Origin of the sequence: Williamsia sp. 1138, assembly GCF_002095435.2 — a bacterium.
GTDB lineage: Bacteria > Actinomycetota > Actinomycetes > Mycobacteriales > Mycobacteriaceae > Williamsia.
Genome location: NZ_MJEJ02000054.1, coordinates 424,374 through 437,414 on the forward strand (window position 1 = coordinate 424,374; position 13,041 = coordinate 437,414).

At 63.9% G+C, this 13,041-nt stretch carries 15 protein-coding genes; 5 read left to right on the forward strand and 10 right to left on the reverse strand.

Features of this window, described 5'->3' with window-relative positions:
• Positions 1–45: 45 nt before the first annotated feature.
• Positions 46–1,527, forward strand: coding sequence for a phospholipase D-like domain-containing protein (locus BH683_RS28230; RefSeq protein ID WP_084839583.1), 1,482 nt, complete (start codon positions 46–48; stop codon positions 1,525–1,527).
• Positions 1,528–1,540: 13 nt separating this feature from the next.
• Here BH683_RS28230 and BH683_RS28235 read toward each other — a convergent pair whose 3' ends face one another.
• From BH683_RS28235 to rsgA, 6 genes are all read right to left on the reverse strand, one after another.
• On the reverse strand, positions 1,541–2,194 hold the full coding sequence (locus BH683_RS28235; RefSeq protein WP_084839584.1) for an NUDIX hydrolase: 654 nt from the start codon (positions 2,192–2,194) through the stop codon (positions 1,541–1,543).
• A complete protein-coding gene (locus BH683_RS28240; RefSeq protein WP_246833641.1) occupies positions 2,160–3,542 on the reverse strand; it encodes an adenylosuccinate synthetase in 1,383 nt (460 codons plus the stop codon). Before BH683_RS28240 ends, BH683_RS28235 begins: the two co-directional genes overlap by 35 nt.
• Positions 3,543–3,553: 11 nt before the next feature.
• Positions 3,554–4,513 (reverse strand): hypothetical protein, encoded by a 960-nt coding sequence (locus tag BH683_RS28245; protein WP_084839586.1) that lies wholly within the window; start codon positions 4,511–4,513, stop codon positions 3,554–3,556.
• A gap of 19 nt (positions 4,514–4,532) precedes the next feature.
• On the reverse strand, positions 4,533–5,459 hold the full coding sequence (locus tag BH683_RS28250; protein ID WP_084839587.1) for a hypothetical protein: 927 nt from the start codon (positions 5,457–5,459) through the stop codon (positions 4,533–4,535).
• A gap of 106 nt (positions 5,460–5,565) precedes the next feature.
• Positions 5,566–5,781: a hypothetical protein gene (locus tag BH683_RS28255; RefSeq protein ID WP_084839588.1), complete on the reverse strand. Its 216-nt coding sequence runs from the start codon at positions 5,779–5,781 to the stop codon at positions 5,566–5,568.
• Between the two features lie 100 nt (positions 5,782–5,881).
• On the reverse strand, positions 5,882–6,964 hold the full coding sequence (gene rsgA, locus BH683_RS28260; protein ID WP_084839589.1) for a ribosome small subunit-dependent GTPase A: 1,083 nt from the start codon (positions 6,962–6,964) through the stop codon (positions 5,882–5,884).
• Between the two features lie 351 nt (positions 6,965–7,315).
• Between rsgA and BH683_RS28265 the strand changes: the two genes are divergently transcribed.
• Positions 7,316–7,639, forward strand: coding sequence for a hypothetical protein (locus BH683_RS28265; protein WP_084839590.1), 324 nt, complete (start codon positions 7,316–7,318; stop codon positions 7,637–7,639).
• Here the strand turns inward: BH683_RS28265 and BH683_RS28270 are convergent.
• The gene (locus tag BH683_RS28270; protein WP_084839591.1) at positions 7,621–8,595 is read right to left on the reverse strand and encodes a WYL domain-containing protein; all 975 of its coding nucleotides are present in this window, start codon (positions 8,593–8,595) and stop codon (positions 7,621–7,623) included. The genes BH683_RS28265 and BH683_RS28270 overlap by 19 nt on opposite strands.
• Positions 8,596–8,695: 100 nt before the next feature.
• On the opposite strand from BH683_RS28270, the gene BH683_RS28275 reads away from it, so the two are divergent.
• Complete coding sequence (locus BH683_RS28275) at positions 8,696–9,091, forward strand: RidA family protein (protein ID WP_084839654.1); 396 nt, start codon at positions 8,696–8,698, stop codon at positions 9,089–9,091.
• On the opposite strand, the gene BH683_RS28280 is transcribed toward BH683_RS28275, so the two are convergent.
• Positions 9,055–9,294: a hypothetical protein gene (locus tag BH683_RS28280; protein ID WP_143696154.1), complete on the reverse strand. Its 240-nt coding sequence runs from the start codon at positions 9,292–9,294 to the stop codon at positions 9,055–9,057. The two genes, BH683_RS28275 and BH683_RS28280, sit on opposite strands and share 37 nt — an antisense overlap.
• A 142-nt stretch (positions 9,295–9,436) precedes the next feature.
• Between BH683_RS28280 and BH683_RS28285 the strand changes: the two genes are divergently transcribed.
• Entirely contained in the window at positions 9,437–10,186 is a 750-nt protein-coding gene (locus BH683_RS28285; protein WP_084839593.1) for a helix-turn-helix domain-containing protein, read from the forward strand.
• Here the strand turns inward: BH683_RS28285 and BH683_RS28290 are convergent.
• Both BH683_RS28290 and BH683_RS28295 read right to left on the reverse strand, forming a co-directional pair.
• The gene (locus BH683_RS28290) at positions 10,161–10,937 is read right to left on the reverse strand and encodes an alpha/beta hydrolase (protein WP_168187150.1); all 777 of its coding nucleotides are present in this window, start codon (positions 10,935–10,937) and stop codon (positions 10,161–10,163) included. The two genes, BH683_RS28285 and BH683_RS28290, sit on opposite strands and share 26 nt — an antisense overlap.
• Before the next feature lie 64 nt (positions 10,938–11,001).
• Positions 11,002–11,676, reverse strand: a complete 675-nt coding sequence (locus tag BH683_RS28295) for a TetR/AcrR family transcriptional regulator (RefSeq protein WP_246833642.1) — start codon at positions 11,674–11,676, stop codon at positions 11,002–11,004.
• A gap of 141 nt (positions 11,677–11,817) precedes the next feature.
• On the opposite strand from BH683_RS28295, the gene BH683_RS28300 reads away from it, so the two are divergent.
• Entirely contained in the window at positions 11,818–13,041 is a 1,224-nt protein-coding gene (locus tag BH683_RS28300; RefSeq protein WP_084839595.1) for an oxygenase MpaB family protein, read from the forward strand.

Below are 13,041 nucleotides of genomic sequence, written 5' to 3' on the forward strand. Positions count from 1 at the left end.
CGGAACATCGACCGGATCAGCCGCGCCGAAGGAACCGAGTGACCCGTGAGCGATGAACGACCCGTGCTGGTGCCGGGCGACACCTGTTGGCAGATCGCCGAGGCCGACCGCCTGTCCGTGATCGTCGACGCCGCCGACTACTTCCGGCACGCCAAGGCCGCGATGCTGCAGGCACGCCGCAGAATCGTCCTGATCGGCTGGGATTTCGACACCAGGATCAAGCTAGAGCCGGCCGAAAAGACCCTGGACGGACCCAACCGGCTCGGTAACTTCCTGAAGTGGCTGCCGGAGCAGAACCCGGATCTCGAGATCCATCTGCTCAAGTGGAGCCTCGGTGCGTTCGCCGCGGTCACCCGCGGCATGGCGCCGATCTTCGTGGAGAACTGGCTGACCGACCGCAAACTTCATTTCGAGATCGACACCGCCCATCCTGTCGGCGCTGCGCACCATCAGAAGATCCTGGTCATCGACGATCAGATCGCCTTCTGCGGCGGCATCGACATGACCGTCGACCGGTGGGACACGTCCGACCACAACGACCGAAACGGTTACCGCACGAAGCCCAACGGCAGGTCCTACGGACCGTGGCACGATGCCACCACTGCGGTCGATGGCGCGGCCGCACGAGCGGTGGGCGAGATGGCCCGCGATCGGTGGAAGGCGGCCACCGGGCAGGTGCTCGAGCCGATCACCGACGACCTGGCAGACCACTGGCCGCGAGAGCTCGAGCCGACGATGCGGTCTGTCGATGTGGCCATCGCCCGGACACTACCCACAATCCCCGGGCGCGAAGAAGTTCGAGAAGTCGAAGCGCTGTACCTCGCGGCCATCGCCGGCGCGAAGAAGTACCTCTACATCGAAAGCCAGTATCTCGCATCGAGAACACTTGCCGAAGCCATCGCCGCGAGGCTGCGAGAACCACAGGGACCCGAAATCGTCCTGGTCCTCCCACGGCATGCCGACGGCTGGCTCGAGCAAGCGACGATGGACGGTGCGCGCCACACCCTGCTGAAGATGCTGTGGCGAGCCGACACCGAAAACCGCTTCAGCGCATACCATCCCGTCACGAAGAGCGGCGAACCCATCTACGTCCACGCGAAGATCCTGGTCATGGACGACGAGTTGTTGCGCGTGGGTTCGTCGAATCTCAACAACCGGTCACTCGGCTTCGACAGTGAATGCGATCTCGCTGTCGAGGTACGACCCGAAACGGTGAACGGCGACGACCAACGAACCGCGATCAGAGGCGTACGCAACCGGCTGCTCGGCGAGCACCTGGACATCGATCCGGACCAGTTCCAGCGCACCCTCGACGAGACGTCCTCGCTGATCGCCGCGGTCGAATTGCATTCCGGTGAAGGAAAGACGCTCGTCGAGTTCGACCACGACGTCATCGACGGCGAGGACAGCCCGCTGGCCGAGAACGAGTTCATGGACCCCGAGACCGCCCGGACCACCATTCTGCAGCGGACCTACCGAGTGATCATCAACCGACGGTCGGCACGCCGGCAGGTCGCCCACATCTGAGAGGTCCCGGTCGTCAGGCCTCCCACCTCCACAGTTTGGGGGGTCGTCCACCGGTGCCGGGCGCGGTGCCCGCTTGCGCCAGGCCATCCAGGTGCGCGAGGTCTCTGTTGAGATTTGCCCGATGCGGCGGCTTACCACCCAATTGTTCGGTGATCGCGACCGCATCGGTCGCGGTGAACTCGGCCCCGGTGAGATTGCGGGTGAATTCGATATCGCGCCACAGTCTTTCGGCGAGAATGGCGCGAGCGTCGTCGACCATCTCGTTGTGGTCGAACACCAACGTGGGCGCCGCGTCGATGGGTACCCATACAGCCGGCTGATGGGGCAGCACAGTGTGGTCGGGCAACGCTGCCCACATCGCGATCGACAGCGACGGACCCCGCGGGTCACGGGACGGTTCGTCGAACGTACGCAGCTGTCCGAGTGCCGGCGGCGGCGCGGTGATCCCGAGTTTGACCAGCGCCCGGCCCGCGGCATCCCGGAGTCGCTCACCGCTGTGCACCACGACTCCGGGGAGCGCCTGCTTGCCGCGGAAGGGAGCGATCTCCCGACGATGCGTCCCGATCAGCACCCGCCGAGCGGCGCGATCGTAGGTCAGTGCCACCACGTCGACGCAGACGATGCTCAGGAAACTACTGTCGGGCCCCGAGAGCCGGTCTTTGGACAATGATGCTCCTGTCGGTACGAGTCGGGCCTGCCGCGGTGAGGACCACGGGAGCCCCGGTTGCTCCTGCGATCAAGTCGGTGACTTCATCGACACCTTCCGGTAGTGGACGGTAGTCGGGCCGGGCCTCGCAGGCGAGGGCGGTCAGGTGTTCCAGTGCTGCAGTGTCTTCTGCATGCGACGGCGCCAGCGGCTCCCGGTCACCGTTCCAGGTTTCGGCCACCATGAGGTCGGCGATTCCGAGCACGTCCAGGTGCGAGACCGCCACTCCGTCGATCTGACCGGTGATCGCAGCGGCGTAGCGCAGGGCGGGAAGGTCGAGATGACCGGTCCGCCAGGCTCCCTGGTAGCGCCCCTCGCGGTTGTGGACGTCAGGCAACTGGAGGTTCGCATCCTCGGTCGGCATCGGCCCAGCGCCGTGGCGGGTGGCGTAGCAGCGGGTCAGTCCCAGCACGTAAGGGTCGTGACCGGTCCGCGAGATCCATTCGATGAGATCGGCGGGTACGATCGTCGACCAGGTCGTGTACGGGTGGAAGCCATTCCATTCATCCAGTAGGACCCCCTGACTTCCCTCGAACAGGACGGTCCCCGTGGCCATCGCGGCTGCGATCTCGCTGTCGACGTCGTCGGTGATGCGGATCTGCTCGGCGATGCTGCAGAGTGCGTCGGCGATGGTCTCGATCGACTCGTGCGGTGCACCCTCACCGGCGGAGGCCAACAGTGGGGCCGCATACCTCGCCAGCGCGTCGAGTGCCCGGATCGTGGCATCGCGGTCTCGCAGGGTGGCCAGCGTCGGGGCCGGCCCCGCGGGAGCATCGACGAGCACCGGGAAGTTGCCGATCATCGAACCGGCACGGGCCTGCTCTGTGACGGCGAGCGCATACGCCGCGGTCTCGCCGATACCTTCACCCGTCGAACCGTGACGTGCGTTGCCGCGCAATATCTCTCGCGCTCGGTTCATCGCGACATGAATGGGTGTCGTCACCAAGGCGCGGGCGTCGGCCGTGATCAAACCGAGTGGGTCGCCGATTCCGAGCGCTTCGAGTTCGCCTGCCTCGGCAACGAGGCTGAGCGGGTTCACCATCATCGGGGCCTGCAGAATCGTCCGGACGTCGAGCAGCGACGCCGAGCCGAACTGCCGAAATGTGTGGTGGCGCGGGCCGTGACACACGTTGTGCGCGGCCTGGGACCCACCTGACCAGCGCACCACCGCGGCGGTGTCGGGGATCTGAGACGCCAGGTAATCCACCGTCGCACCCTTGGACTCGTCGCCGTAGCCGAGTCCGACGACGATGATCGGTGCGCCGGCGGCCCGGCCGGGAAGCACGCCTTCCCGGCCGGTACCGCTCATTCCTGCGTCCATCACAGGTCCGCCGGGAGTCTGCCACCGCCGGCGACAACGGCTGTGCTGGTGCGCATCCGCGCAAGTGCGGTGCCGACAGCCGGGGCCGTGGTCGCCCCTGCTCTCTGCAAATCCGCCAAACCCTCGTCGAGCGAGATCGCGTCCTCGACGATGCCGATGGTCAAGGCGAGCAGATCGGCAACACCGTCCGGGTCGTCGAGCTTGAGAAACCGCTCGCCGACAAGTGCCCGCCAGTGAGCTTCCACCTCTGGATCGTTGTAGTAGCTCGTCAGGTTCGGCAGGACGTAGTAGACATTCCACCTCTCCTGCAGGCGGCGGTACACCTGCTCCACGTCGACGTTCTCAGTGAGATCGTCGCCGACGAAGCGGCGCACCGACTCCGCGAACAAGACCTGCTTGTTCATCTCGTCCCCGATGATGAAGACGTATCCCTTCTTGCCGCGCTTGTCCCAGGCGTCGGTCTGGGCGCGGGTGTTCAGGAAGTATGCGGCGAGCGCGTAACCCTCACGCTTGTCACCCCCACCGCCGCCCTCGAGGTAGATGTCACGCAGTTGTTCATCGATCCTGTTGTCGGATTCGAACTGCCCCATTTGCAATGGCACAGAATCGAATTGATCGTCGCCGATCGCGCCGACCATGATCTGCGGGTCTTGGACGTATCCGCCTCTGGTGAGCAGTCCGAGCAGATCAGCAAGGCGCCGTTGCACCGTAATCGGTACGCGTCCCATCGACCCGGTCACGTCGAACAGCACGACGATAGGGGTCGAGTTCGGGTGCTGGTCAGAATCTCGCGCCTCCCGGGTACGCGCCCCGAAGACATCCAGTGCGGGAGCGGCTTTACGTTTGTTACGCGGAACATTTCGCATCGTCGCCGAGTAGCCGAAGTCGTCGACGCCGGCACTCCGGCGTGATGCTGCAGCCGCCTGGTAGGCGCTGGTGTCCCAATATCCTCCACCCATGGTGTCACTCCTTCATCATTCAGCGCGTCCCGGTGGACGTCGCCGTGGTCTGGTCGGTGAGCGCGAAACGCCGGAAGCGGCGTTCCCCGTACAGCCGTTGCAAGAGCAGGTCGTATTCGTGTAGTCGCCTCGACGGTGAGAGTCGCTCCGATGCCCTCGCGAACGAGACCTGTTGGGCTGCAGATGCACCCAGCATGATCTCGAAGAGGTCGGCAACCGCGACGCCGTCGAGGTGGCCGCCACGCCGTGCCGGCCCCCATCCGGTCAGCATCACCCCGTGCTGGTCGGGATGAATCAGTACCGTGTCGAGCGTCAGGGCACCGTGGGTCCGGTTGGCCGCTGCCAGAGTCATCAGGATGCGGCGGGCCATCCACGCCCAGTCACGTCCGTCGAGGCCTGCGGGGTAGGCAGCGTGCACCTCGCGCAGGGATCGCATGCCTGCCGGTAACCGGTAGGCAGTCCACTGATGGCCGTCGGTGATCGCCGCCTCGAGGACCTCGGGCACGAACGCGTCCATCCGTTGTGCCGCAAGTGCGTCGTGCAAGAACCCGAGAGGCTGTGCACCGCCCCCGACCTGCCGCGCGATTTCGACTCGCACCTGCTGGTCATCGGTGCAATGGACGACAGTTCCCGGTGTCGTCCATAGACGCTCCTTCAACGCGTAGCTGTTCCGAGGGCCGACAACATGTGGGCCTTGAACGTCCGGATCCACTGTCATCCACGTGTCGTAGAGCCGATTCAGCTCGGCGGCCGCTCGTGCTGCGAGCGCACGGTCGAGGCCTGCGGCGGCCGCGCGATCCGGATGTACAGCGGCGATCAGTGCGCGGTGAAGCCGTCGACCCGCGCGCTTACCTGCCGGCGTCGAGGAATCAAGTCCGAAGACATCAGATGCGCTGCGCGCCTGTGCGATCAGTTCCACCACTTCGATCGGTTGCCATGTGTTCATGACTTTTACTCTAAGTGAGTAATTAGGATCTGGCAAGTGTTCTCTGCAGACGAAGAACGCCCGCCGATCGCGTAGGCGATCAGCGGGCGTCAGGGGCAGAGATGGCTCAGGCGGCGACGGTGTCGAAGTAGCCGTCGTAGTCGGTGTCGTATTCGGTGACGTCGCTCCAGCCGTCGTAGTCGACGTCGGTCATGACGGTGTCGGTCCAGCCATCGAAGTTGGTGTCGTACTCTTCGACGTCGGCCCAGCCGTCGCCGTTGGTGTCGGTCAGGACGGTGTCGATGTAGCCATCGGCGTTGGTGTCGTAGTTTTCGACGCTCATGATGTTTCCTTTGCTCGGTGGTGGTCGTTCTCGGTTGTTGTAGGTAAGAGCGCCCGCCAGAGCAGAAAGTTCCCGGGCGACCACAACAATGTTTTCAGGGTCAGCGCTGACGGTCGCGAAACCGGTACATGGCCCGCTGGTCCCTGGCGATCGCCTTGTCACGACGCTTGCGTTCCTTGGTCGCTCGCAGGTCTGAACGCGCAGCCTCCCAATCGCTTTCCCGCTTCAATTTGCGATAGCGCTCAAGCCGATCGGCAGCAAGGCGCCCGGCGGCGACTGCATCAGCAACCGCGCAACCCGGTTCCGTCCGGTGAGTGCAATCGCGGAAACTGCATTGCCCCGCGTGGTGGTCGATATCGCTGAAGACGTTCTCGAGCGCAGCACCGACATCCGCGACACCCAGCGCCCTCAGCCCGGGGGTGTCGATGAGAACCCCGCCTCCGGGCATCGGACGCAGCTCTCGATGCACGGTCGTATGCCGCCCTTTTCCGTCGACGGAACGTACCGGCCCGGTGGCGAGGGTGTCCGCACCGAGCAAGGCGTTTGCGAGCGTGGACTTACCGGCACCGGACGGTCCGATCAATACGGCCGTGCCATCGAGTGTCGATGTCAGGGCATCGAGCCCCTCCGTCGTGGTCGCGCTCGTGACGACCACATCAACTCCCACCGCTGCAGCGGAGACCTCGGAGGAGAATGCCTGCACATCGTCACTCAGGTCAGCTTTGGTGACTGCGACAACAGGCTTGGCCCCGCTATCCCAGGCGGCGGCGAGCAATCGTTCGACCCGCGCGTTCTTGAGCGGTATCGATGCCGAGATGGTGATCACGACGATGTCGACGTTGGCCGCCAACACCTGTTGTCGAGACGTGCGGTCCGCGGTGGAACGGACCAGGGCACTGCTGCGGGGTAGCACCGAGACCACGCGCAGGGACGAAACCGTCTCGACCACCGCCCAGTCACCGGTGCACACCGCCGACATGGGATCGGAGCCGGTGACGGACCGGGTACTCGCCCGAATGGTGCCGGTCGGGGTCGCGACGTCGCAATTACCTCGGTAGACGCAGACAACGCGGCCTGGAACCAGATGTGCCCCGGTCAAAGGCGCGAACAGGTGCGCCACCCGGTCATTCCAACCGTGGGCGATCAGGTGAGGAGAAGCAGATTCTTTCGAAGATGAAGACATGGTGAGACCTTCTTGAGCTGACTGAACAGTGGACGCGGATGAAGACGCAGGGCCTCCGTGGCGGCAGTCATCGCGGTCATGTATTCATTCCTTGCTCTGGTCGGTCTCTGGTGCGAAGCGCCACGCTAACAGTCGTGGCGGCGGCAGCGCGAGGGATTAATCGCGGTGTCCCCGCGACCGCAATGACGGGCGCGACGTCGATACGGACCTAGCGCCGGGTTGCCGATCGTTTAACCCCACCTGCGGTGGGTATTCACTCTCGCGACAGCCCGGCAAGGCTGCATCAAGGACGCCGCGTCCGACGTAGCTCTATTGACGGACGCGCTCGATCCGCAATCGAAGGGACATCATATGCCGGGAGACGCTACTGAACGAGGTCGCAGAATCATCCGCCTGCGAGCCAAGGGATGGGTGGGCTTCCTCAGCGGTCTTGCGACCTTTGCAGGAGTCGCGCTCGCGCTCTTCTTCTGGGCAGGAGGATCTGCGCTGGGTGCGGTGATCGGGGTGGTGGTCGCCGTGGTCTTCGCGTCCATCACCGTCGCGGTCATCGTCTCGAACAGGCACGAAGCCGACGATCCCGACCTGGACAACCGGATGGCACGGTTGCGCCGGGCCCGCTATCGCAGCGCGTATCCCCGCCCGGAGTCCGCACGGGGTCAAGACGGCGGTTCGTAGCACTGAACGATCGCGACTGCACGGGTGTGCAGAGTGTTCCTGAGCGGCTGCGGGGCGAGGGCCTCCACGTGTGGGCCGAGTTGCCACAGCGCCCATTCGGCGTGCCATGCATCCTGGTACGTCACTGTCAGCCGAAGCCAGCCATCGGGATCGGTGCCCTCGGTCAGTACGGCCAGGGAAGCGTTCGACAACTCCTCACGCTGTTCGGGGTCTACTCTGACCAGCACCGTGTATTGCTCGCCGCCCGTTCGGAACTGAGCACTTCGCTCACGCCAGATCTGCGGTAGATCCACGTGCTCCGAGCGCTCCGCGGGGCCGGACATGACTTCGGCCGCCAGCACGCGCGACAGTCGGTAGGTGCGGTCCGCTCCGGCTCGGGTGGCGAGTAGGTACGCACTGCCGCGGGCTGCGACCAGACCGATCGGGTCCACCGTCCGCCATCGTGGCTCCTGCCCCGCGGCCGCGTAGTGAATCCGCAGTTTGCGCCCGGCCAAGACCGCTCGTCGGACCTCGATCATCGCTGGGCCGGCCACCTCCTCGGTGAGCGATCGGCGTGAGAGCAGGTCGGCTTCCGCATCGATGAGAAGTCGTTGTACCCCGTCGCCCGCGGTGGCGCGGTGACTCTCCGGTAGCGCGTCGACGACCTTACGCAGCGCGGACGCCAGCGCAGATCCGAGCCCGAATGCCTTCTCTCCGCCCCCCGATCCCGCCGCCAACAGGGCCAGGGTTTCCTCGTGATTGAGGCCCGTGAGTTCAGTCCGGAACCCGGGCAACAAGGTGAAGCCACCGCGGCGGCCGCGCTCGGCGTACACCGGGACGCCGGCCACGGACAACGCCTCGATATCGCGCAGAACCGTTCGGGTCGAGACCTCCAACTCCCTGGCCAGCTCAGACGCTGACATCTGGCCGCCCTGCCGTAGGAGCAGCACCAGGGAGACCAGCCGATCAGCGCGCACTCCAGGAACGGTATCGAAATACATGACAGAGGGTGTCGTGTATTGCTGAGAAGCTCCTGTCAGGTAGTCAACGAAGCAATTGGATGGAGTCGAAATGACAGTGCAGCGGACAGCGGTCAACCCTGTGGCGTGGTCGGTGGAGATGGGTTTCAACCAGGGCGAACTCGTGTCCGGACACAGCCGAACCCTCTACTGCTCTGGGCAGACCGCGATGAACAGCGACGGCTCGCCTGCGCACCCTGATGACATGGGCGGCCAGTTGAGGCTGAGTGTGCAAAACCTCGTCGCCGTGCTCGGCGAAGCGAGTATGTCTCTGTCAAACCTGGTGCGGCTCAACGTCTACACCACCGACGTTGACCTACTGTTCCAACACTACGGCGAGCTGGCGTCGCGACTGGGCGCCGCCGGCGTGGCGCCGACCACGACGATGCTCGGCGTGACGCGGTTGGCCATTCCTGGTCAGCTGGTCGAACTCGAGGGAACTGCCGTCGCGTAGGACGCGGCGCCGTGCGCCACCTCCTGGTACGGACCGCGGTGCTCCGTCCTCATGAGCAGGCGTGGGCGGACGGACTCCCCCGTCGTCGTCCATGTCGCCGCCCGCAGCATCTCGAAGGTGGTTCTCGCGGCAGCCTCGTTGCAGCCGAACTCGACGACGCCCCCATCCGGATAACCGACTGCCCAGTCGTCCTTTCCCCCCATAAACGCATCCCCCCTCGTCATCGCCAGATCAAGAAATGACGGTTTCGACTCTTGCGTCCCCTGGTGTCGAGTGTGGTAGTCAGTAAACCGTCCGTCAACGATCTCGCGATACCATTATCAGTGGTATCACTCAAAGTGATAGGTGAGGCAGTCTGTGGATCACGAGAATCCAGCCCTCCCACAACTGGGAACCTTTGTCGCCCAACGCCGGCGGACGCGTTCCCTGACACAGTCTGACCTCGCGCGCGTCACCGGCTACAGCAACACCTACGTCTCACACATCGAACAAGGGCAACAGAAACGTCCATCCAAAGATGTGTTGGATCAGTTGTCCCAGGCATTGCAACTGAACCCGACGGACGCCCGACACCTCTACAGACTTGCCGGGCTCTCACCGGCAGCGCCCACGGCCCCGTCAGGCGGCATCACCCGAGACGACATCGACTATGTCGACATGCTCTCACCGCACCTGGCAGCGATACTCGACTCGAAATGGAATGTACTGCATGCCAATACCGACTACTACCGGATCTACCGCGGGCTCGAAACTGTGGGAAACGTCCTCTACTGGTTCTTTCTCGCGCCCGACTCCCGCCGGATCATGCTCGAGTGGGAAGCAGAGGCACGGCTGACCATCGGCTGGTTGCGCCACCTCATGGTCATGCACCCCGGCGAATACGACGAGGTGCTGACGAAGTGTTCCGTGAGCACACAGTTCCGCGCCTACTGGAGCGACCAGCAGGTCTTCGAGGGCCGCCAGACATCACAGATGCTGGTCCGAGACCTCGACCATGACGTCGACCTGACCTTGACCGCTCAGGTGTGGCCCGACCCCACCCGGCTGAATCTCCAGCTGTACCTCGGCATCACCGGGAAAGCAGCTCCGCAATAGCGGCATTCGCTTCGGCAGGATGCGTCAGGCTCGCCGCATGAGGGGCTCCATCGATGATCGTCAATGTCGATTCGCCAGAGATGTCAGCATGCAGGCGCTCAGCTTCAGACACCGGGATTGCCTGGTCCGCCGACCCGTGAATGATGGCGGCGGGGCACGTGATGTCCCCGAGGCGAGCGGTGATGTCGTCGCGGTTCAGGATGCAGTCGGCGGCATACCGGATCAGCTCGGGGTCGCGTCGTCGCCACCGCCCGACCCACTCCTCGACAAGCCCGGGCTCCCCCACGATCTGCTGCGCCAAGGGCAGAGCCAGTTCGTCGGTCGGACCGTGGGCAAGCCACTGTTCGAACAGCGCGCCGTAACCCGCCTTCTCCTCCGCCGAAGCAGCCACCGCCTGAGTGTCGATCAGACCGAGCCGATCCACTCGCGACGGCTGCGCGAGCGCCATCCGCAGGGCGATATACCCGCCCTGCGACATCCCGACCACGGTCGCAGCCTCGATCCCCAGCGCATCCATCAAGTCGAACCCGTCTGCAGCCTGATCCCAGTACGTGAACGGAGCCCGATCCGCAGGCGACTGTCCGTGCCCTCGTAGGTCCCAGCTGATCACCCTGCGGGTGTCGCGGAACGCTTTCATTTGCGGTGCGAACATTGTTGCGTCCATGAAGAATCCGTGTGCGAAGAGGACAGCGGGTCCGCTTCCCTCATCGAGGTAGTGGATCGACCGACCCGACGCGTCTATTGAAGGCATAGCAGCAAACATACGAGACCCTCGCGGCGAGCCGCACGTACGGCCACACCTCGGCGCGTAGCGATCATTCCTCGGCCAGCCGTAACATCGGGACCAAGAATTGCCTGGCAACCATCGTGAGCTGCTCGGCGTCGTCGACATCTACGACCTGACTGCGGGCGGTCAGAAATGATGCGGAGATACGTACCATCACATCCGCGACCAGGTCCGTGTCGAGGTCTTCGGGTACCTTCCCGGCCTCTTGTTCACGGCGGAGCTGCCCTGCGACGAATTGACTGACGGCGCCGAGCATTCGGCCGTCGTCGGCGATCATCGACCCTGCAAGAAGCGTGGGTTCGGCGGCCATGAGTCCTCCGATGAGAGGGTTCTCCCGAAAGGCTCGGAGCGAACTGACAAAGCCCACCACCACGCGGTCCGCAGCCGTATGGGCGTGCCTGATGTCAATAAGAAATTGATCGAAGTATCGCCGGAACTCCCGCACGATGACCTGTTCCACCAGAGCGTCCTTCGTGGCGAACCGGCGGTAGACCGTGACGCGTGACAGCTCTGCACGGCGGGCGACATCTTCCATCGAAGAACGCTGAATTCCCATGCGGCAGAACTGCTCATACGCTGCGTCGAGTAGTCGCATCTTCGTCCGATCAAAGCCCTCGTCACGAGCTCGGGCGTCGCTGTAGGCGCGCTGAAGCAGAGACTGTGTGCTCGCCGATCCGAGTCGGGCGGACAAGGCATTCTCCACGGGCGCTCCAATTTCTGACTATGACCGGTTCATCAATAGTTCGGCACTTGTGACAGTCACCACAGTTATGGTAGCAATGAGACGAAGAAACGCACATCGTTTCATTGCTTCAGTTGGCGTGGTTGGACGGGGAGATCGAAAATGGAAGATTTCAACAGGCGGAATATGCTCAAAGCCGGCGGAATATTAGGGGCCGCGGGGGCCGCGGCCCTGGTAGCGCCGGCAACACCGTGGACGTGGTCGCCCGCCGGCTCGGTCCCGGGCGTCGGCAGCGGCGCCGACCCCAAATACGTGTGGGACGTCGAAGCCGATCCTGTTGTTGCCGGCCTCCTGGACCGGGGTGAAGTGCCCAAGGTCAACGAAATCCTCAAACACTGGACCAAGAACTCCCAACCACTGCCCGCAGGGCTACCCAGCGAACTCCGCGACTTCATGGAACACGCCAAACAACTCCCCGACTGGGCCGACGAACAAAAACTCGTCAGCGCAGTCAACTTCAACCAAAAACGCGGCACCTACCTCGGCGTCCTCTACGGCTTCGCCAGCGGCATGATGAGCACCGTCATCCCCAAAGAAGCCCGCGCGGTCTACTACTCCAAAGGCGGCGCGGACATGAAAGACCGCATCACCAAAACCGCCAAACTCGGCTACGACATCGGCTCACTCAACGCCTACCAACCCGACGGCGAAATGGTCGTCACCTGCGTCAAAACCCGCCTCGCACACGCCGCCGTTCGCCATTTGCTACCCCAATCGCCGCACTGGGTGAACTCAGCACCCGAAGACATACCCATCAGCCAAGCCGACATCATGGTCACCTGGCACTCACTGCCCACCACGGTGATGCGCAACCTCACAAAGTGGAAAGTCCCCATCGCCGCCGACGAATCCGAAGGGTTCCTGCACTCCTGGCAACTGGCCGCGCACCTACTCGGCGTCGAAGACCAATACATCCCCTCCTCCTGGAACGAAGCCGACTCCCAAGCCAAACAAGTCCTCGACCCCATCCTCGCCCCCACCCCCGAAGGCATCAAACTCGCCGACATCCTCCTGAGCCTGGGCATGAACCTCGACCTCACCCTGCTCAGCAGACCCATCCTCGGCGCCCTCACCCGCTTCATGCTCGGCAACGACATCGCCAACTGGCTCCACATCCCCACCGAACCCGTATGGACACCACTACTCGAAACCGCCTGGGGCCCCTACGTCATCGTCCGCGAAGGCGGACTCGACCTCGGCGTACCCGAAGAAGCCTACTGGCTCTTCGACGAATTCCTCCGCCAATTCGTCCTGTTCTACATGTCAGAACTACGCATGCCCATCAACATCAGCATCCCCGTCATCAACAACCCCAACCACCCCTGA

What these genes read in the sequence shown, in the direction of transcription:
- BH683_RS28240 (WP_246833641.1), bottom strand. Translation starts at nt 3,542, where the DNA reads ATGAGCGGTACCGGCCGGGAAGGCGTGCTTCCCGGCCGGGCCGCCGGC.
- BH683_RS28245 (WP_084839586.1), bottom strand. Translation starts at nt 4,513, where the DNA reads ATGGGTGGAGGATATTGGGACACCAGCGCCTACCAGGCGGCTGCAGCA.
- BH683_RS28250 (WP_084839587.1), bottom strand. Translation starts at nt 5,459, where the DNA reads ATGAACACATGGCAACCGATCGAAGTGGTGGAACTGATCGCACAGGCG.
- BH683_RS28255 (WP_084839588.1), bottom strand. Translation starts at nt 5,781, where the DNA reads ATGAGCGTCGAAAACTACGACACCAACGCCGATGGCTACATCGACACC.
- rsgA (WP_084839589.1), bottom strand. Translation starts at nt 6,964, where the DNA reads ATGTCTTCATCTTCGAAAGAATCTGCTTCTCCTCACCTGATCGCCCAC.
- BH683_RS28265 (WP_084839590.1), top strand. Translation starts at nt 7,316, where the DNA reads ATGCCGGGAGACGCTACTGAACGAGGTCGCAGAATCATCCGCCTGCGA.
- BH683_RS28280 (WP_143696154.1), bottom strand. Translation starts at nt 9,294, where the DNA reads ATGGGGGGAAAGGACGACTGGGCAGTCGGTTATCCGGATGGGGGCGTC.
- BH683_RS28290 (WP_168187150.1), bottom strand. Translation starts at nt 10,937, where the DNA reads ATGCCTTCAATAGACGCGTCGGGTCGGTCGATCCACTACCTCGATGAG.
- BH683_RS28300 (WP_084839595.1), top strand. Translation starts at nt 11,818, where the DNA reads ATGGAAGATTTCAACAGGCGGAATATGCTCAAAGCCGGCGGAATATTA.